This window comes from Gordonia jacobaea (assembly GCF_965344965.1).
Lineage (GTDB): Bacteria > Actinomycetota > Actinomycetes > Mycobacteriales > Mycobacteriaceae > Gordonia > Gordonia jacobaea.
Genome location: NZ_CBDRLS010000001.1, coordinates 1,195,331 through 1,213,676 on the forward strand (window position 1 = coordinate 1,195,331; position 18,346 = coordinate 1,213,676).

20 protein-coding genes are annotated in these 18,346 nt (G+C 65.9%); 7 read left to right on the plus strand and 13 right to left on the minus strand.

The window, feature by feature from the left end; translation table 11 throughout:
• The 9 genes from ACRVY7_RS05530 to ACRVY7_RS05570 form a co-directional block, all read right to left on the minus strand.
• Positions 1-234 carry a DUF4244 domain-containing protein gene (locus tag ACRVY7_RS05530; RefSeq protein WP_431816287.1) on the minus strand — a complete coding sequence of 78 codons (234 nt, stop codon included), beginning with the start codon at positions 232-234 and terminating at the stop codon, positions 1-3.
• Positions 235-748: 514 nt separating this feature from the next.
• A complete protein-coding gene (locus tag ACRVY7_RS05535) occupies positions 749-1,333 on the minus strand; it encodes a hypothetical protein (RefSeq protein WP_431816288.1) in 585 nt (194 codons plus the stop codon).
• Between the two features lie 388 nt (positions 1,334-1,721).
• Complete coding sequence (locus ACRVY7_RS05540) at positions 1,722-2,195, minus strand: hypothetical protein (protein ID WP_431816289.1); 474 nt, start codon at positions 2,193-2,195, stop codon at positions 1,722-1,724.
• Positions 2,196-2,236: 41 nt separating this feature from the next.
• A complete protein-coding gene (locus tag ACRVY7_RS05545; protein ID WP_431816290.1) occupies positions 2,237-2,404 on the minus strand; it encodes a hypothetical protein in 168 nt (55 codons plus the stop codon).
• Positions 2,405-2,486: 82 nt separating this feature from the next.
• Positions 2,487-3,095 (minus strand): type II secretion system F family protein, encoded by a 609-nt coding sequence (locus ACRVY7_RS05550; protein ID WP_431816291.1) that lies wholly within the window; start codon positions 3,093-3,095, stop codon positions 2,487-2,489.
• The gene (locus tag ACRVY7_RS05555; RefSeq protein ID WP_431816292.1) at positions 3,092-3,952 is read right to left on the minus strand and encodes a type II secretion system F family protein; all 861 of its coding nucleotides are present in this window, start codon (positions 3,950-3,952) and stop codon (positions 3,092-3,094) included. Before ACRVY7_RS05555 ends, ACRVY7_RS05550 begins: the two co-directional genes overlap by 4 nt.
• A complete protein-coding gene (locus tag ACRVY7_RS05560; protein ID WP_431816293.1) occupies positions 3,949-5,163 on the minus strand; it encodes a TadA family conjugal transfer-associated ATPase in 1,215 nt (404 codons plus the stop codon). Before ACRVY7_RS05560 ends, ACRVY7_RS05555 begins: the two co-directional genes overlap by 4 nt.
• Positions 5,160-6,221: a septum site-determining protein Ssd gene (ssd, locus tag ACRVY7_RS05565; protein ID WP_431816294.1), complete on the minus strand. Its 1,062-nt coding sequence runs from the start codon at positions 6,219-6,221 to the stop codon at positions 5,160-5,162. The genes ACRVY7_RS05560 and ssd overlap by 4 nt, the downstream gene beginning before the upstream one ends.
• Before the next feature lie 1,145 nt (positions 6,222-7,366).
• Positions 7,367-8,122, minus strand: a complete 756-nt coding sequence (locus ACRVY7_RS05570) for a Fic family protein (protein ID WP_431816295.1) — start codon at positions 8,120-8,122, stop codon at positions 7,367-7,369.
• A gap of 138 nt (positions 8,123-8,260) precedes the next feature.
• Between ACRVY7_RS05570 and ACRVY7_RS05575 the strand changes: the two genes are divergently transcribed.
• From ACRVY7_RS05575 to ACRVY7_RS05600, 6 genes are all read left to right on the plus strand, one after another.
• Entirely contained in the window at positions 8,261-8,740 is a 480-nt protein-coding gene (locus ACRVY7_RS05575) for a GyrI-like domain-containing protein (protein ID WP_431816296.1), read from the plus strand.
• A gap of 173 nt (positions 8,741-8,913) precedes the next feature.
• A complete protein-coding gene (acs, locus tag ACRVY7_RS05580) occupies positions 8,914-10,866 on the plus strand; it encodes an acetate--CoA ligase (protein ID WP_431816297.1) in 1,953 nt (650 codons plus the stop codon).
• 194 nt (positions 10,867-11,060) lie between these two features.
• Entirely contained in the window at positions 11,061-11,717 is a 657-nt protein-coding gene (locus tag ACRVY7_RS05585) for a HEAT repeat domain-containing protein (RefSeq protein WP_431816298.1), read from the plus strand.
• Positions 11,704-12,702, plus strand: coding sequence for a HEAT repeat domain-containing protein (locus ACRVY7_RS05590; RefSeq protein WP_431816404.1), 999 nt, complete (start codon positions 11,704-11,706; stop codon positions 12,700-12,702). Before ACRVY7_RS05585 ends, ACRVY7_RS05590 begins: the two co-directional genes overlap by 14 nt.
• Positions 12,703-12,807: 105 nt before the next feature.
• Positions 12,808-13,332, plus strand: coding sequence for a phage holin family protein (locus ACRVY7_RS05595; RefSeq protein WP_049700572.1), 525 nt, complete (start codon positions 12,808-12,810; stop codon positions 13,330-13,332).
• Positions 13,333-13,335: 3 nt separating this feature from the next.
• Positions 13,336-14,298: an alpha/beta fold hydrolase gene (locus tag ACRVY7_RS05600; protein WP_049700571.1), complete on the plus strand. Its 963-nt coding sequence runs from the start codon at positions 13,336-13,338 to the stop codon at positions 14,296-14,298.
• Positions 14,299-14,374: 76 nt separating this feature from the next.
• On the opposite strand, the gene ACRVY7_RS05605 is transcribed toward ACRVY7_RS05600, so the two are convergent.
• Genes ACRVY7_RS05605 through nth form a run of 4 tightly spaced genes read right to left on the minus strand, consistent with a single transcriptional unit; the run spans position 14,375 to position 17,944 of the window.
• Positions 14,375-15,577, minus strand: coding sequence for a MarP family serine protease (locus ACRVY7_RS05605; RefSeq protein WP_049700570.1), 1,203 nt, complete (start codon positions 15,575-15,577; stop codon positions 14,375-14,377).
• On the minus strand, positions 15,574-16,425 hold the full coding sequence (locus ACRVY7_RS05610) for an NUDIX hydrolase (protein WP_431816299.1): 852 nt from the start codon (positions 16,423-16,425) through the stop codon (positions 15,574-15,576). The genes ACRVY7_RS05605 and ACRVY7_RS05610 overlap by 4 nt, the downstream gene beginning before the upstream one ends.
• Positions 16,422-17,168: a TlpA family protein disulfide reductase gene (locus ACRVY7_RS05615; protein WP_431816300.1), complete on the minus strand. Its 747-nt coding sequence runs from the start codon at positions 17,166-17,168 to the stop codon at positions 16,422-16,424. The genes ACRVY7_RS05610 and ACRVY7_RS05615 overlap by 4 nt, the downstream gene beginning before the upstream one ends.
• Positions 17,168-17,944: an endonuclease III gene (nth, locus tag ACRVY7_RS05620; RefSeq protein WP_431816301.1), complete on the minus strand. Its 777-nt coding sequence runs from the start codon at positions 17,942-17,944 to the stop codon at positions 17,168-17,170. The genes ACRVY7_RS05615 and nth overlap by 1 nt, the downstream gene beginning before the upstream one ends.
• A 99-nt stretch (positions 17,945-18,043) precedes the next feature.
• Here nth and ACRVY7_RS05625 point away from each other — a divergent pair, with 99 nt between their 5' ends.
• Positions 18,044-18,256, plus strand: coding sequence for a hypothetical protein (locus ACRVY7_RS05625; RefSeq protein ID WP_005171585.1), 213 nt, complete (start codon positions 18,044-18,046; stop codon positions 18,254-18,256).
• Positions 18,257-18,346: the final 90 nt, after the last annotated feature.

Here is an 18,346-nt window from a genome sequence, read left to right on the forward strand (position 1 = left end):
TCAACCCACCGACGTGTTGAGCGCCTTGGTGATGATCCCGGTCAGCGCGCTGACGATATTGTCACCACTGACCACTGTGTACAAGATCGCCCCGAACGCGGCTGCCGCAATCGTCCCGATCGCATACTCTGCCGTACTCATGCCTTCGTCGTCGGTGATCAATCTGGTCAGGTTCGCGTTGGTACGACCCGCGATTCGCTCGATTCCGCTTCGGGTCGCGTCAAGGATCTTCATGATGTGCCTTTCGGTTGAGGTGGAACTAGTTGTTGCTGCACTGCTCTGACGCTGCGAACCCACGAAAAGATCCATCGAGTTTCCACAGACTGCTTCTGCAGTGCTTCGACAACACCAGCCAACCGATCGCGCTCGGCCTCCGCATCGGCAAGTCGGTGGGGGTCGGATGCTGATGAGTTCATGGTTGCGTTCGCACATGAGGGGACGTGCAACCGTTCGCGTCGGCCACAACGTCGTGTGCCCACGCCTCGGCAAGTTCACCTTCACCTGACATCTGCCGCGTCCACACCCGCCCCTCTGAGGGGCAGCAGTTGGGTTGGTGTGGTCCACCCCATAGGGGCTTCATATGAACAGCGTGCCAACCTCATCCATAGATTTGCAGAAGTTCGGCGCCGGGCTCGAGCGACGCATCGCTGAGGAAGCAATCACCTCCGCCTGTGCACGTGCGAAGGGCTGAACACTGCACGAGCGTCGTCGCTCAACGACGCAGCAGGTGTTGGTGCGGTGTGCGCGATCAAGCGTCTGAGGCATACGGACGGCCTAATATCTGTGTAAAGGCTGCTCCATCAGCGTTCCGAGTGATTGTCTTGGAGTAGACATCCTCGTTGCCGACGTCGTAAATGAGCTGGATGAGGTCAGAGATAGAAAGGAAGTAGATACTTCTCTTGCGCTGTCGATCGGACGACACATACAGCCCGTTAAAGAGAGTAGTCTGCTCGTCTGCAGAAATCGACCACATCCAGCTATGAATTAGCTGATTGCAAAGTCCAATTACAGAGAGTGTTTCCCTAATTCCGTGGTCGAGATTGTAGTGTTCCCAGAACTCATACTTGTCCAACACATCTGGCGCTTTCGAGCCCCTTAGGTCAAACCTCGTGACGGGAAGCTGGCGAGCCGCCAGCGCATCCGACACCTTGAATCCCTCAATGAGCTTGCGAATTGCATATGCACTCACCATCACGTCACGTTCGACGAGAAATCCCGATCGCTCGGTCCATCGCCGCTGCTTGGCCTTCGCCTCAAGGCGTTTCGCAACCTTGAGTAGTTCGTCTTTCCACGGGATCGAATCCTGAATCATCGACGCGATCATAGCGCCCACGTGATGAGTGCATGTGTCGATATGCGCGTGACCACGCGAGAGGCCCCCAGCTTTGCGCTGAGGGTCTCTTTCGGAGCGGTTCTGCTACGTCGTGTAGTCCTGCTCGTCGAATTGGTCGTCGCCGAAGTGCTCGTGCTGCTCGCAGAACAGGGAACCGACGATGGTCGCGGTCACGGAGCGGGCACATCCCTCGACCACACTGCTGGCCGGGGACGCAGCCACATCGTCACTCAACGTCGACAGGTTCCTTGGCAGGCTTCGCATCGGCGCGAGCTTCGGTCATCTTGGGTGTGGGCGCGGTCATGTCGTGTCCTTTCGTCGGTGGGGCGGTTACGTGAGGACTGTAAGAGACTTTGACAGCGAGTCCATAAGGTCGATACGCAAGTCCTTAATCAGCGCGTCGAGAACGGCTATCGACCACGACGTAGGTCACGCAGCCAATAGGAAATGCCGCAAGGGCGGCGAACAGCGCTGCCAGGTTTGCGTAGTCGCCGAGACCCTCGGCGCTGTCTGCGGCCCCGGCCGCGACGACTGCCCAAGTCACTAGGAACGAAAAAGGCAACGTGATGGCCAGCGATACGACGACGGCGACCGTCACGGGGCGCTGTCGCAGAACCTCGCGCGCGTAGGCGAGCGAACCCCTCCGCCTCGCCGCACTCAGGCGCGCCAAGCGATCGATCTCGTACTTGATCGCTTCGTTTAGCACCATGGTTGCTGTCTCATCATCATCGGCCAACGCTGCTCGAATCTCGGTAAGTGCCTTCAGGTTCTCGTGCGGAGTCTTGCGCGCATTCCTCGTAGCAACCCATCCAGCGAGCAGGCCTACGACGAGCGTCGCGAGCGCGGTTGGCCACGGTGTCATCCCCTTAATCTCCTTTACGCAGTGCTTGGCATGCGCTGATGCTACGAGAAGAGGTAGTAAATTCGCACGTCAGGACGGGTGTAAAAGTGAACTGTCGCATACTCTGCCGTACTCATGCCTTCGTCGTCGGTGATCAATCTGGTCAGGTTCGCGTTGGTACGACCCGCGATTCGCTCGATTCCGCTTCGGGTCGCGTCAAGGATCTTCATGATGTGCCTTTCGGTTGAGGTGGAACTAGTTGTTGCTGCACTGCTCTGACGCTGCGAACCCACGAAAAGATCCATCGAGTTTCTACAGACCGGACAGTGTCGAGCCTGCGAGGCCGATCACAACCGGAACGATGCCGAGACACACGAACGCCGGGAGAAAGCACAAGCCGAGCGGCCCGCTGACCAGCACGCCGGCCCGCTCCGCACGAGCATGCGCGTCGTCGTGGGCGCGACGTCGGGTCTCGGCAGCGAGCTCACCCACCTGAGCCGACAGCGCCGACCCAGCACGAGCCGACCGCCGAGCGAGCATCGACAACTGTTCGAAATAGTCTGTGTCGGAGGACTTTCGGCGCACGGATAGATCTCCGAGCGGCGTCGACCACGCGCGCTCGGGCTCAGCGCCCAGCTCGAGTAGCTCTGCCGTAGCGGTCAGCGGTTCCGCCAACACCGCAGGCGCCGTCTGCGCTACGGCGAGCGCGGCGGCCGGGACGGTGAGACCCGCACGCAGACACACCGCAAACAGGTCGAGGCCTGCGGCAACGGCAAACGGATCGTCGACCTCACGGTTCTTGCCCAGCCACCGCGCTTCGCCCGATGGACGATCCGGGGGCTCGACAACCCGATACAGCAGCCACCGCCGCGGCGGCAGGGTCAGCAACGCCACTGCGAGCAGCAACATCGGCACCGTCATCCGCGCACCACCCTGTCGGTTATGCGTTCGGTCCACACCATTCCCGCCGCGACGAGCGCCGTGCCGATCACCAACAGCATGCCGCCGAGACCTCCGCCGAGTAGAACCTGGATCGGGCGTGCGCCCGTCGCCTGGCCCAGCGCGATCCCGAGAAGCGGAAGTCCGGCCAGGACAACGGCGGTCGCGCGCGGACCCGCGAGACCGGCACGCGTGCGCTCGATGAATGCGCGTCGCGCGGCGAGGTCGGCGCGCAGCGACTCGAGCAACTCCCCCATCGGAACGCCCGAATGCTCTGCGGTCCGCCACGCGACGGCGATCCGTCGCCACGACTGCGCCGCCGACCTCGAGCCCCCTGAAACCGAACTCCCGGAATCCGAGACGGACAACTGCCCTCGACGGTCAGACACCTCGTCGACGACGACGCTCCCGCCGAGCTCTGCGCGCGCGGCCAGGACGGTCAGCCCCTCGGCCACCTCCGATGGCACCTCTCGTCCCCGCGAGATCTCCTGCGCTGCAACAGCACATGCGTGGGCCGGAGGTGCTCCCACCGACAGCTCGGCGATCATCAGTGCCAGAGCCGTCAGCATCTCGTCGCGCTGAGTCTCGTGTTCAGCCGCCCGAGCCCTGCGCCGACGAAGCCAGACGACCAGTCCCACCGCAATCGACGCCGCCACCGCACCGGCGATGCCTCCGACGAGCAACGCCACCAACGGGGCGCAGATCAACCCAAACGTGCTCGGCTGCAACCGGGTCCACCGCGTCGCCGCCATCCCCGTCAGCGTGGACATACGGTGCTCGACCCGACTCGTCGGCCACCACATCACCGCGACCGCAAGCGTCGCCAGCACGATACTCATGTGCGTTCCTCGACCATCGCGTCGAACTCGGCACGATGATCGGTGAACCCACTGTTGCGCAGCCAGATCGGCAGTATCGTGACCCACCCGTCGGCGTTCCGTGATACCAGTCCGACTTCGACGATCCCACGCGCGCCACCGGCCGTACGACTCACCCCGACAACTATTCGAACAGCTGCGGCAAGTTGTGAGTGCAAGGCTTCCCGGTTCATTCCCCCAAGTGCCGCAAGCGCTTCCATGCGAGCGGGAACCTCCGACGTCGAGTTCGCGTGCAACGTCCCGCCGCTACCCTCGTGACCAGTGTTGAGCGCGGTGAGGAGGTCGATGACCTCGGCGCCGCGAACCTCGCCGACGATGATGCGATCGGGACGCATTCGCAACGCCTGACGGACGAGAACACGCACCGGAACCTCGCCCATCCCTTCGACATTCGACGTTCGCGCGACGAGACGCACCACATGCGGATGCGCAGGGGCGAGTTCCAAGGCGTCCTCGACGCACAGCACCCGATCGGTCGGGGCCATCGCTCCGATCAGCGCGTTCAGCAGAGTCGTCTTACCCGATCCGGTCCCGCCGACAATGAGAAAGGCCAGACGTGCGGCGACCATCGCTTCGAGCACCTCGACCAACTCGGGCGGGACCGCCCCCGACGCGATCAGTCCCGCCATATCCATTCCGGCGGTGCGCAATACCCGCAGGGAGATACACGTGCCGTCAGCGGCCAGCGGAGGGATGACCGCGTGGAGTCGTACGGTGAGTCCGCGTCTGCCGAGAGACGTGAGCTGGGCGTCGACCCACGGTTGCGCGTCGTCGAGACGTCTACCAGCGCCGAGCGCCAGCCGACTCGCGAGTCGTCGAACTGCCGCGTCGTCATCGAAGGTGATACCTGTCGGTTCGAGACCACCGCCCCGATCGACCCAGACCCGCTGCGGTCCGACGACGAGCACGTCGGCGACGCCGGGTTCGGCGAGAAGCACTTCGAGTCGGCCCGCACCCGTCAGTTCGGTCTGCAGATGTCGCAGTGCCGCAAGCAGATCGGTGTCGCCGAGGACGCCACCCGACTCGGCGCGAATAGCCTCCGCGATGACCGCGGCCGTCGGTTCGGCCGACTCCTTGGCGAGGCGCTCGCGCACCCGATCGATCAGAGCGTCGTCGGAGGTCGCATTGGTCGACTGCAGCCGTGACACCCTCTGTGGTGCCGCACTACTCATGATGCCGCCACTCGGGCGTCGGTGAATCGCGAGTACACGGCCGACGCTGCTCGGCCCAGCGGACTGCGCGGCGCGACCCGCAGGCGTCCGGCCTCGAGGCGCATGGCCAGGCGCGGGTCGGGTCGGCACGCGGCGATCAACGGCACACCGACGGCGTCGGCAACCTGAGCCGCTCGCAACCCGCCAGGAGACGGCCCGCGGATCACGAGCTCGACGCGTGGGCACGACGTCAACAATCGAGCGATCAGCAGACGTGCGGCGGCAGTTCCCGCGACAGTCGGTGTCGTCACGACCACCACCAACTCGGCCGACTCGGCCACCGCGCGGACCACGGGGGTATCGGCACGCGGGAGGTCTGCGATAACGAGGTCGCCATGAGCGCGACCGGCGTCTACCGCTGCGAGCACGGGCCCACGGGTGAGCGGTCGGATGTCGTCACGCCTACCGGTCACCAGCGCGAGCCTGTCGTTGTAGCGCGGCAACGCGTTTCGGAGCGAGGCACCGCTGACCGCACCCTCGTCGAAGGAGAGGTCTTGCCACCGGAGCCCTTCGCGCGCCTCTACTCCGAGCGTGAGATCCAACCCTGCCCCGAGTTCGTCGATGTCGAGCAGCAACACTCGCTCTCCGCTCTCGACGGCGGCCAGCGCGCTCGCGACGGCGAGTGTCGACGCTCCGGCCCCGCCGTGCGCCGGAATGAACGCCAACGCTCCTGCCTGGCGTGACGCCGGCAGCCGCAACTCGGTGAGAATCCGCACCAGGTGAGACTCGTCTTCTGGAAGAACCGCGGAGTCGACGGCGCCGAGATCAAGCGCACCGCGCCACGTCGCGGAAGCGGGTTCAGTATCGGAGATCAGCACGACGCCGCCACGTCGTGGCAGCGAGCTCGGCGCGAGTGTCGTGACTGCGGGCGGATCGAGCACGACCGCCCGCGTTCTCAGCCAGTCCCGTCGGCACTCACGTGCGTCACCTGGGATCAACCGATATCCCGCTGCTGCGGCGCACCGGGCAACGTCGTCGTGCAGGTGTTCGGCCACGAGGGCGAGGAGGTCGTCGGACATGAACTGAGCATGCGTCGCATCGGTCGCCGGTACGCCCGACACCGCAAGGAGTGGGCACATCTGTGGACTCAGGCGCGCTTGTGGATGAGACGCACGCGGGCCTCGATGGGCGGTTCGATGTAAGCAGATTCACTATACTGAATCTGCTCAACAATGGTGTACGCTCATCACATTGATTGACCGCAGATTGACGCGTCCAGATCCGCCCAGCCCGGCGATTGAACGCGGCCACCCGCCGCGCCGAAAAATGAAAGACCCCGGACAGAGGACAACCCCGGCCAGGGGGGGAGGGGGCCGGGGTTGTCGCGTTTCAGCCCCGGGGGGTCGGGCTGAAAGGCGCCGGTTCAATAAAGAACCGGGTAGCACTGACTATACACATGTGAACCGCAGGTGAGAATAGTGATTGCAGCATTTGTGATAGTTCGCCGAGCGGTCGCTCGTCCTGAACGGCGTTTGAGTCGCGTAAGGCCTGGACCTGCGCATATTCCGACTAGTCCTCTTGCGCGTCGATCGAGGTTAAAGATGTCGAACCGAATCCGCGAGGGTTCCGTGTGGGTCAAACGACCGCTGGGCGCCTTTCGGGCATGATCCCGAGCCCCGGTTCGGGTCCACATTCCCGTCCGCCGAGCTTCCTCGAATGAGTTCTGTGGAGCAGTGCGCCGAGGGGGTTGATGTGACGCCGATCACGGTGTAAAACGTAAATCACGGAAACCTCGTCGAGCAAAGTCCGATCCGGAAGAGAAGGACCGAACCCCCCGGCGAGCACTCCCAGCACGGGCGGCAAGCACCCACGCGGAGCACGCCGCATTAGGCACAAGTGTTGTGCGCCTGCGACATCGCGGCTTCGAGCAACAACTCCGACAACTGCAGCGCCACGCCTGGCCCGAGAGTTCGTCCGGCACCGACATCGACGGATGCCGTGAGCGGGCCAGAGAGCAAGGGCAGCGCGACGGAGGAGACCTGTTCTCGCAGAACGTGATCCCTCGCCGAGGCGGTGACCACAACCCACCGCAGCACGCTTGGTAACTTGGGTCCGTGCTACGCGGGCGGCAACCTGTCGAGAGACAGGTGGGCCGCCCGCAGTGCTGTCCGGGGCAAGTCTTCGCTCATCAGTATCCGGCTCCCCGGCACCAATCAGGCAGCCATCATCCCGCGCGGGCGGCGTCGGCAATCGACTTCGCCTCTGTCGCTCCCGCCACCATCGCCTCGCAGCAGAACACGATCCACGCGCCCAGCGCTGCTGGCTCACCGGTACCGAATCCTGTTGCCAGCGAATGATATTCGTCGACTTTCTTGAACCAGGTCACCTCCGGCACGCCGAGGTTGTGTGGATCGAGACCACTCGATGTCGACGTCAGGCGCGACGCCGCGCGGGCGACGACACCGCTGGCGCTACCGAAGGCGTCGAGCGTCAACAGTTCGCCGTGCACCACTGCGGCGAGCACCGGTGCAGGTGCCGACGTCGCGCCGGTGATCAACTGGCCGAGGAGTTCGAGGCGCGTCGCGACGTCGGCGCCGGGTCGCGGACGGCCGAGCAGGTCGGGGTCGTCGACGAGGTCGGCGGCGGCCAGCATGTGCAGTCGCGCGAACGCCTGCGCGGGTGCGCGTCGGTAGACCGACGTCAACGCATCGAGCGAATCGCCGTCGAGCGCCTGGGCCACCCGCATCGCGCCGGCAAGGATCGGGTCGTCGAAGTCTCCGTCGCGCCTCAGTTCGACGCTCCCCCCGTCGATCGCCGCAGACGATCGGCCGGCTCGCCACGACGCCTCTGTCGCGGTGTTGTTCCAGCCACGCAAATTGGCCGGATGCCGGTGCACGGCGCCGAGCGCATCGCGCGCACGGTCGGCGGCCTCGCGCACGCCGGGCAACTCCACAAGCGGCGCGAGAGGGTCGGTAGTCACAGTTCGCCACGGTAATCGATGCCGGCGCAGCCACGAATCGTGCCCCGGCGCGCACCTACCCCGCAAATACCCCCACCCAGCTGGAGCCCGCCCGGCCAATACCCGGTCGCGGCCACCCAACTGTGACACCGTCGAAGCATGCCTCTTCTCACGCAGGAACCACAGATCACCTCCGTAGACGCCGAGCAACTAGCGCTGATACGCGCGACCGTGACCTTTGACGCGCTGCGCGGCTTCTACGACGACGCGTTCGGCAGACTGCCCGCGGCGATCGCGTCGTCGGGGCTGGCGATCACCGGCCCGCCACGTGGGCTGACCTTCGGCCTCCCCACCGACACCATTGATGTCGGTGTCGGGTTCCCCGTCGACGGAGTCGTCGAAGTGACCGATGACGTGGCGCCGTTCCAGACGCCGGGAGGTCGCGCAGTCACCTACGACCACCGCGGAAACTACGACTACCTGTCCGACGTCTACGCGGAGTTGTTCGCATGGATTGCCGATCACTCGCTGGTTCGCGGGGACGTCGTGTGGGAGATCTATCTGACTCAGCCGACTCCCGACGCCGATCCCGAGGACATGATCACCCAGATCGTTGTTCCGGTGTCAGACGCCGTGTGAACCGTTCGTCGCACCCGATCGACAGCTCGGCGCGCGAGCTGTGCCGCCAGTCCCCCGGCGACTGCAACGCCACCCCAACGTGACTACCCTCACAATGAGACCCCGGCACGCCCCACCTCACTGCGGGTGGAGTCGCGTGAATGCACACCGAGAGTGAAAGGCCCTGCTCAGAGATGTCCACAGCTGCACACCCCACCACACAGGTGTATCCGCCGTCGCCCGAGTTCGTCGCGCAGGCGAACGGCACCGCCGCGCTCTACGACCACGCCGACGCCGACCGCCTCGAGTTCTGGGCGGAGCAGGGCAGGCGCCTGGATTGGGACACCGATTTCGACCAGGTCCTCGACTGGTCGGACGCGCCGTTCGCGAAGTGGTTCGTCGGAGGCAAACTCAACGTCGCGGTCAACTGCGTCGACCGCCACGTCGCCGCGGGCAAGGGCGACCGCGTCGCCATCCATTGGGTCGGCGAACCCGGCGACTCGCGTGACCTCACCTACAGCCAGCTCAAGGACGAGGTGTCCAAGGCGGCCAACTACTTCGCCTCGATCGGCCTGGTTCCCGGCGACCGCGTCGCCATCTATATGCCGATGGTTCCCGAGGCGCTCGTCTCGATGCTCGCGTGCGCACGCCTCGGCCTGACCCACTCGGTGGTGTTCGCCGGATTCTCCGCGGGCGCGTTGCGCTCCCGCGTCGACGACGCCGAGGCCAAACTCGTCATCACCACCGACGGCCAGTTCCGCCGCGGCAAGCCCGCACCTCTCAAGACCGCCGTCGACGAAGCACTCGGCACCGGCGACGACGCCGCGAAGTCCGTCGAGAAGGTCCTCGTCGTGCGTCGTACCAACCACGATCCCGATCTGAACTGGGTCGAAGGTCGCGACGTGTGGTGGGAGGACACCGTCGACGAGTCGTCGACTCATCACGAACCAGAAGCCTTCGACGCCGAGCACCCGCTGTTCCTGCTCTACACGTCGGGCACCACCGGTAAGCCCAAGGGCATCGTGCACACCTCGGGCGGCTACCTGACCCAGGCCAGCTACACCTTCCACTACGTCTTCGACCATAAGGAAGGCCGCGACGTCTTCTGGTGCGGCGCCGACATCGGCTGGGTCACCGGCCACTCGTACCTCGTCTACGGGCCGCTCTCCAACGGCGCGACCGAGGTGGTCTACGAGGGAACCCCCAACTCCCCCAACGAGCACCGCCACTTCGAGATCATCGAAAAGTACGGTGTCACAACGTATTACATCGCCCCGACGCTGATCCGTACCTTCATGAAGTGGGGACGCCAGATCCCCGACGCCCACGACCTGAGCTCCATCCGACTTCTCGGCAGCGTCGGCGAACCGATCAACCCCGAGGCGTGGAAGTGGTTCCGTGAGGTCATCGGGGCCGACTCGGCACCCATCGTCGACACCTGGTGGCAGACCGAGACCGGCGCGATCATGATCTCGCCGCTACCCGGTGTCACGGCGACCAAGCCCGGTTCGGCGATGGGACCGCTGCCCGGCATCTCGGCGAAGATCGTCGACGACAACGGCCAACCCGTCGGAGCGGGCGAGCAGGGCTACCTGGTCCTCGACCAGCCGTGGCCGTCGATGCTTCGCGGCATCTGGGGCGACGACGAGCGTTACCGCGACACCTACTGGTCGCGATTTGCCGAGCAGGGTTGGTACTTCGCGGGCGACGGCGCGCGCTACGACAACGACGGCGCGCTCTGGGTCCTCGGCCGTGTCGACGACGTCATGAACATCTCCGGTCACCGCATCTCCACCGCGGAGGTCGAGTCGGCGCTGGTCGGACACTCCGGTGTCGCGGAGGCCGCCGTGATCGGAGCCGCCGACGAGACCACCGGGCAGGGCATCGTCGCGTTCGTGATCCTGCGCGAAGGTGTCGAGAACACCGGAGATCAGCTGGTCAAGGAGCTCCGCGAGCAGGTGTCGGTGGAGATCTCCCCGATCGCCAAGCCGCGTGAGATCAATGTCGTGCCCGAACTGCCCAAGACCCGCTCGGGCAAGATCATGCGACGTCTCCTCAAGGACGTCGCCGAGGGCCGCGAGCTCGGCGACACCTCGACGCTGGTCGACCCATCGGTGTTCGAGGCGATTCGCAGCCGAAAAGGCTGATCCGCACGTACTGCTCGCCCGTTTTCAGTCATTCGGCGCGGCGCCGGCCGGCAAAAGCCCAGGTCGGCGTCGACGGCCGACGAAAAAATGACTGAAAACGGGCGAGCCGCGTCTGGCGATCCCATCTCAAGGCGGTCTTGCTCTTGACCCTGACACGGTGACAGGGTTTTGACTGGGTCGTGGAGGTGATCACAATGACTCAGACACTGATCGACGCGCTGTCGGCGCCGGATTCGTCGACGCGGCTGCGGGCGGCACTGGCGGCGGGGACCGAACCCGATCCAGCGCTGGTCGACGCACTGGTCCACTGCAGCGGCGTTGAACCCGACTTCTTCGTCCGCGACATGCTGACCTGGGCGCTCACCCGGACACCGCCGTCAGCGACGGTGCCCCGAATACTCGCGCAGTTGGATTCGACATCGGCGCAGGCGCGCAGTCAGGCGTTGCACACGCTGTCGAAGATCGGCGATCGCAGTGTCTATCGGCACGTCACGGGCCTACTGCACGATCCGGACGACGACGTGGCCCGGACCGCGTGGCGGACGGCGGTCGCGCTCGTTGCCGATGAAGACGTCGCCGATCTCGCAGCCGCCCTGGCCGCAGAGCTCGGCCGCGGCGACCGGGAGGTGCAGCGCAGTCTCAGTCGGGCGCTGAGTGCCCTCGGTGAGTCGGCAGCCGACGTTGTGGACGCGGCGAGCGCAAGCGACTCCGAAGCGGTGCGCATTCACGCCGACGCCACCCGGCAGCTGATGAACGACCCGGACGGCGACTTCGCCGACGCGGTCGAGCAGGCACGGCGCGCACTGACCCTGCGTGGTGCACCCGTCCGCGTCGACGATGCTGATCGGTGAGGTGTCGCGGCATTCGGGCGTCAGCGTCCGGATGCTGCGGCACTACGACCGGCTAGGACTGGTGCGACCCGCGACACGCACGACGGGCGGGTACCGCGACTACTCCCCCGACGACATCGCGCGGCTGTTCCGCGTCGTCGGGCTCCGCGCGCTCGGTGTGCCACTGGCGGGCATCAAGACGCTGCTCGACACCCCGGGGACCGCCGAGCCCGCAGACATGGTCGACGAGCTCATCGCGCAGACGCGCCAACGAATCTCGCGCGAGACCGAGTTGCTCACGCTCCTGACCCGCATCGCCGACGCCGCGCCCACCGACTGGGAGGACGTGCTGAACTCGGTGAAACTGCTCCACGATCTCGACTCCGACTCCGCGGCCCTACGCCAGCGGGCCGCGCTGACCGCGCGCGAAGGGCGACTCTCACCGGAGGCGCTCGCGAAAGCCGTTCTGGCCGAGACCGATACGAATGTCGCCGGCACGCTCGTCTGGGCGCTCGCCAGTGCCGCAGATCCCGCCGCCGAGGCTGCTCTCGGCTCGGGGCTCGACTCCGCAGACCCCGAGATTCGACGCCGCGCGGTGTCGGCGATCTCGAAGCTGAGCACCGACACGGCCGACGAACTCCTGCGGCGAGCACTCGACGACTCCGACCGCGCCGTCGCCGATGCCGCGACCCTCGTCCTCGGATCACGAGGTCACGCCGACATGATTCCGCGGCTGATCGACATGATCGTCGACGGCAGCCATGACGTCGACGCCGCCGAGAGGCTCCGCGATCTCGCGCACGCCGCCGCTACCGCCGACGACATCGCGACAGAACTCGGCCGACTCCTAGACAGCGACAATCTCGATTCGCGAGCGCGCAGCAGACTCGCCCAGGCACTCGTCGACCTGCCGGGCGAGGTAGCCGCGCACATCCTCGACGCGCACATCGCCGACCACGATCCCGCAGTGTCCGCACTCGCCACGCTGCGACAACACCGCTCATGATCGGGCGGCACGCACCACACGCCACGTCGACGTGGCGGCGGGCACGACCGCAGAGACCGGCGCATGGCAACATATGGCAGGAGAACGCCAAAGACGGAGGATGCTGTGAGTGGAAACGAGTCCGGCCGGTCCGACTACCGCAACGCAGGGGGGAAGACACCGTCGATCCCGCTGAGTGACGCCGACCGCGACTCGTCCGGCGAGGCAAGCGTCGGAAGCCTGGTCAAGAACGCCACCGCGAGTGTCTCGACGCTGTTCCGGTCCGAGGTCGCGCTGGCCAAGGCGGAGCTGGTCGACGACGCGAAGAAGGCGGGTGCCGGTACCGCTCTGCTGATCGTGGCGGGCGTGATGGCTCTGTACGCGAGCTTCTTTTTCTTCTTCTTCCTCGCCGAACTGCTCGACAACTGGGTGTCGCGCTGGCTCGCGTTCCTGATCGTGTTCGCGATCCTCGTTTTCATCACGCTGATCGCAGCGTTCGTCGGTTACCTCGTGTTCAAGAGGGTCCGCGGTCCGAAGAAGACGATCAGCAGCGTCAAGGAAGTGCAGAACGTGCTGCCGGGCCGCCACGACGACGCGGCGATCGGGCACGGCGGTAGTCATCCCGCGATACCGCCCGCACGCGAGGCCTGAGATTTGGCCGCAGCCCCCGACCCGTCCAGTGTCCGGTTCGCCGGGCCCTGGCGTCATCTCGACGTTCGCGCCAACGGGGTGCGGTTCCACGCTGTCGAAGCCGACGGTCCAACCACGTCGTCGCCGAGTCCCGACCGCCCGCTCGCGCTACTGCTTCACGGCTTCGGCGAGTTCTGGTGGAGCTGGCGGCACCAACTGGCCGACCTGACCGAGGCGGGGTACCGCGCTGTCGCGGTGGATTTGCGCGGCTACGGCGACAGCGACAAACCCCCACGCGGATACGACGGGTGGACCCTGGCCGGCGACACCAACGGACTCGTCCGTGCGCTCGGACATACGTCCGCGACGCTCATCGGCCATGCCGACGGCGGGTTGGCATGCTGGGCAACCGCCACGCTGCACCCCCGCGCCGTGCGCGCGATCGCGGTCATCTCCTCACCCCATCCGCGGGTTCTGCGGCGCGACGTGTTGCGCGACGCCGAGCAGCGGTCGTCGTTTCTCGGCAACTTCTTGAGCAATCAGGTGCCGCGCATGGCCGAACGACGACTGACCCGACACAACGGCGCATTCATCGGCGAGTACTTCGCCGAGCGGTCGGGCCTCGGATGGCAGGACACCGACGACTACACCGACACCGTCGACAAGAACCGATCCGCGATCCAGATACCCGGAGCGGCACACTGCAGCCTCGAGTACCAGCGCTGGGTGTTCCGGTCGCAATTCCGACCCGACGGCGTCCGCTTCATGGACCTCATGGAGAAGCAGTTGTCCATCCCGGTCCTCGCGGTGCGCGGCGTCGACGATCCCTACATCACCGACGAATCAGTCGGTGCCAGCGCCGAATGGGCCTCGGACTTCGACTACCGCCCCATCCCCGGCAGCGGCCACTTCGCCCACCAGGAGCGGCCCGCCGAGGTCAGCAAGCTGCTCGGCGACCTTCTCGCCCACACCGACCGCGACGACTAGCGCACAGTCGACGCTCTCGAGCGCACGCTCGACCGCAAAACCCGTCGACTGTGCGCTTCCTACGGCCGAGTGTGCGTCAGGAATGCACGCACTGGCCCGTGCTCACGCGGGCGGTGCGGCGCTCGGAGGCGTCGAGGTCGGACTTCACCTGCTTGGCGGTGAGCACGAAGCCGGTGTCGTCGGCGGTGTCCTCGGCGGCACCGAAGACGACGCCGAGCACGTCGCCGTCCGGAGAGATCATCGGTCCGCCGGAATTGCCCTGCCGGATGGTGCCACGCACCGTGTACACCTCGCGCAGCACCTGGTCGGTCCGATAGATGTCCGGCCCCGACAGGTTGATCGTCTCGCGCACGCGCACCGCGGTCGACGTGAACGGCCCGGCCTCGGGATAGCCGAGCACGATGGCGTCGGCTCCCGGCTTCGCCGACGAGTCGTCGAATTGCAGTGCGCTGACGCGCAATCCGGGGACGTCGAGGACCGCGATGTCGTTGCGGCTGTCGAAGAGCACCACTTTCGCGGCAAGAGAGTCGCCGCCAACGGTCTGCACCGTCAGTCTGCGGGTACCCGCGACGACGTGCGCGTTGGTCATGACCCGCTCGGCCGAGACGACGAATCCGCTGCCCTCCAACGCCTGCTGGCAGCTCGGGGCGACACCCTCGATCTTCACGACGCTCGGACGCACCCGCGAAACCACGGCGGAATCCTCGAGCGATGTGTCGGGCGGGCCGACGTTCGCGACCGGAGTCTGCACGAACGGGCCGATCACCTGGGGTAGACCCGAATCGTCGAGCATCGGCCCCAGCTCGCGGGTCGGGAAATCCCGCAGCCACGTCGGGGCGAATGAATCGACGCCACCCAGGATCGTGGATCCGCGTACCGCGCTTGCGATCTCGGGCGACGACGCGCGTCCGAGCGGAATCGCCAGCAACCAGGCCGCGACCAACACCGCGACCACCTGCAGCATCAACCCGATCACGCTGTCGACGTGCCGCAGCGCCGTCGACCTGATCCCGCCCCGGGCCGCGCGCCCGAGCACCATGCCCGACGTCTCGCCGATGATCACCAACACCACCAGCAGCGCGACCCCGACGACGAGCCGCATACTCCGATCATCGATCCGCGAAAGCACATGTGGCGCAATCAAAATGCCTGCGATCGCGCCGAGTATCACGCCGACGACCGCCAGCCCCGACGCCACCGCGCCCTGTCGCCATCCACTCAGAGCAGCCAGCAATGCGAGTGCGATGACGATTACGTCAACCCACGTCGACCCGCTCACCGAGCTGCATCCTCGGACGTCTCGGCATCCCCGTCACCGTGGTCGACAGCGCGGCTCAGCGTCGGAAATCCGCTCAGCTGAGGCGATCCCGCCCGAGCTATCGCCTCTTCGAGAGGCCGGACGTCGTCGTGGTTCCACGGGACGTCCCACCCCGACGCGTCGCTGATCGCCGCGATGAGCCCGCCGGTGAAGCCCCACACCAGAAGTCCGTCGACGAAGAACGCTGGACCGCGATAGGCGCGCGCACCGAGCACCGAGCGCTGCACCTGAAAACGGTTCTGCGCTGCCAACATCTTCCGCAGGTTCACCCGCACAACCCGCGACGTCTCCGCGGAGTCGACGACGTCGACCGGCCCCGGTTCACGCCAATGCGCGACAACCGGGGTCACCTCGAAATTGGACACCGGCACGGGAAAGCTCGGCAGATTCGCGAGGACGTCGACGCTGCTCGCCTCGAGTCCGGTCTCCTCGGTCGCTTCGCGCAGTGCGGTACCGACCGGATAGTCGTCGCCCGGATCGAACGAGCCGCCGGGGAAAGCCACCTGCCCGCTGTGCTGCCGCAGCGTCGGGGCGCGCTCGGTGAGCAGCACCTCCGCGTCGGCGGGCAGGCCGCCCGGATAGTCGGGGTCGGCATCCCACGAGCCGGAGAACAGGATCAGCACCGACGCCGCGCGTCGGTCGCGACGCAGCATCGACGCCCAGCGAGAGCGGTCACCACCACGATCGAGCACGCTGTCGGTCACGGCCGAGACATTGCCGGTGAGCTGCCGCAACCACGGAGGAACCTTCGCTGTGTCGACAAGTTGCCCGACGTGCGGCTCCTGCGACGGCTGATCGGTGCGCGTCACGTGGCGACACCGGTGGCGTCGCGCACGGCGTCGGCAACCTCGTCGACGCTGCCGAACTCCTTGGGAAGTGTTGTGGCGATGGTCCCGTCGGGTCGGAGCAGGATGGTCGAGGGGAAGACTCTCGGTGCCCGAAGTGCCGCTGCGACCTTGCCGTCGACGTCGAGGACCGTCGGGAGATGGACGCCGACCTCGCGCAGGAACGTCAAGACCGCGAACGGATTCCCCGCGCCCTGTTCGGCATGCACGGTGAGCACCGTAACCCGATCGCCCGCGCGCCGCGCGTACTCGGCGAGTACCGGTAGTTCGCGCCGGCATGGCAGGCACCACACCGCCCACATATTGATGAGCACGGGCTTTCCGGCGGTTCCTGCGCCGAGGTTGTAAGCACTTCCGGTCGCCAGACACGGCGCGACGACGCCCGCAAGCACTGCGCCACTCGATTCGGGCAAGCCGTTGTTCGGGCAGGGTTCGACGGCGGCGTCGGCACGCGCCTTGGCGAGCGTGGCGTCGTCGACCTTAGCGTCGGGGACCGCCGCGACACCTGAGTTGTCGGTCGGGCTGCCGAGGTTGTTCGACGATCCCGAATCGCGCGGCCAGATGGCGACGATCAACGCGACCATGACGACGAAGAACACCAGGGTCCAGCGCAGTGAGGACGGAAAACGGCTGCCTCGACGCTGCGGCGGTGGGTCGTCGTGCGGGGTCGGGGCGTCGGGTCCCGATGTCGTCGCGGATGTGCCCACTACGCGGAGATCCCTGCGAGTTCGAGGATGTGGTCGGTTTCCGGCCCCTTCACGAGCTTTGCCGCCTCTGTTTTGTCCATCGGACCGAGTCCGACGGACGGACAGTCCTTGGCGAGCACGCAGACGCCGCACGCGGGCTTGCGCGCATGGCACACGCGCCGTCCGTGGAAGATCACGCGATGCGAGAGGTTGGTCCATTCCTTGCGCTCGAAGAGCTCGCCGACGGCGTGCTCGATCTTGACCGGATCGGTTTCGGTGGTCCACCCCCATCTCTGCACGAGACGCGAGAAGTGGGTGTCGACGGTGATGCCCGGGATGTCGAAGGCGTTGCCGAGCACGACGTTGGCGGTTTTGCGGCCGAATCCGGGAAGGCTGACCAGCTCTTTCAGGGTGTGCGGCACCGTGGAGTCGAAACGTTCGACGAGTGCCTGCCCGAGCCCGATGATCGAGTTGGCCTTGTTCCGGTAGAAGCCGGTCGAGCGGATCATCTCCTCGAGTTCGGTGCGATCAGCACCCGCGTAGTCGTCGGCGGTGCGGTATTTGGCGAACAGCGCGGGCGTCACCTGGTTCACGCGGACGTCGGTGCACTGCGCCGACAGGATGGTCGCGACGGACAATTCGAGCGGGTTGGTGAAGTCCAATTCGCAGTACACATGTGGGAACTCGACCTTGAGTTCACGGTTCATGCGGCGTGCACGGCGAACCAGTCCGAGATGGGTTTCTGTCCTGGCTCCCGCAGCCGTCTTACGTGCACTCACACGATTCAGGTTAGCCATCGACTCCGACCAGGTCGGTGGCGACGGCTTGATAACAAGTCAGTGAAGGCGACGATTCCAGTTATGAGCCTCGTCGGCGGTCGGTGTTTACTGATCGGTATGCAAGGACTCGCCGCACTGCTCTTCCCTGCTGTGTTGATGCTCTTCGCACTCGCGATGGAGAAGGTTCAGCACCACACGGACCGGCTCAGCGTCTCCCGCGACAACGTCGAGGAGTTTCTGCAATCAGCCGAGTCACAGCACGTGGACACGCTGGCCAGGGACGGTTTTCCGGCAGCGCTCGACGAGCTGCGCGAGCGTCGCGCGAGCTGAGCGCAACCCTCGTCCGACACACGAAGCGAACCACGTCGACGTCGTCGACCATCCGATGATCACGCCCTCGTAGGCCGATCTCCACGATCC

Bases quoted from the DNA above. Each gene is read 5' to 3' on its own strand.
- ACRVY7_RS05530 (WP_431816287.1), bottom strand. From the start codon at position 234: ATGAAGATCCTTGACGCGACCCGAAGCGGAATCGAGCGAATCGCGGGT.
- ACRVY7_RS05540 (WP_431816289.1), bottom strand. From the start codon at position 2,195: ATGACACCGTGGCCAACCGCGCTCGCGACGCTCGTCGTAGGCCTGCTC.
- ACRVY7_RS05545 (WP_431816290.1), bottom strand. From the start codon at position 2,404: ATGAAGATCCTTGACGCGACCCGAAGCGGAATCGAGCGAATCGCGGGT.
- ACRVY7_RS05550 (WP_431816291.1), bottom strand. From the start codon at position 3,095: ATGACGGTGCCGATGTTGCTGCTCGCAGTGGCGTTGCTGACCCTGCCG.
- ACRVY7_RS05555 (WP_431816292.1), bottom strand. From the start codon at position 3,952: ATGAGTATCGTGCTGGCGACGCTTGCGGTCGCGGTGATGTGGTGGCCG.
- ACRVY7_RS05560 (WP_431816293.1), bottom strand. From the start codon at position 5,163: ATGAGTAGTGCGGCACCACAGAGGGTGTCACGGCTGCAGTCGACCAAT.
- ssd (WP_431816294.1), bottom strand. From the start codon at position 6,221: ATGTCCGACGACCTCCTCGCCCTCGTGGCCGAACACCTGCACGACGAC.
- ACRVY7_RS05575 (WP_431816296.1), top strand. From the start codon at position 8,261: ATGCCTCTTCTCACGCAGGAACCACAGATCACCTCCGTAGACGCCGAG.
- acs (WP_431816297.1), top strand. From the start codon at position 8,914: ATGTCCACAGCTGCACACCCCACCACACAGGTGTATCCGCCGTCGCCC.
- ACRVY7_RS05585 (WP_431816298.1), top strand. From the start codon at position 11,061: ATGACTCAGACACTGATCGACGCGCTGTCGGCGCCGGATTCGTCGACG.
- ACRVY7_RS05590 (WP_431816404.1), top strand. From the start codon at position 11,704: ATGCTGATCGGTGAGGTGTCGCGGCATTCGGGCGTCAGCGTCCGGATG.
- nth (WP_431816301.1), bottom strand. From the start codon at position 17,944: ATGGCTAACCTGAATCGTGTGAGTGCACGTAAGACGGCTGCGGGAGCC.
- ACRVY7_RS05625 (WP_005171585.1), top strand. From the start codon at position 18,044: ATGCAAGGACTCGCCGCACTGCTCTTCCCTGCTGTGTTGATGCTCTTC.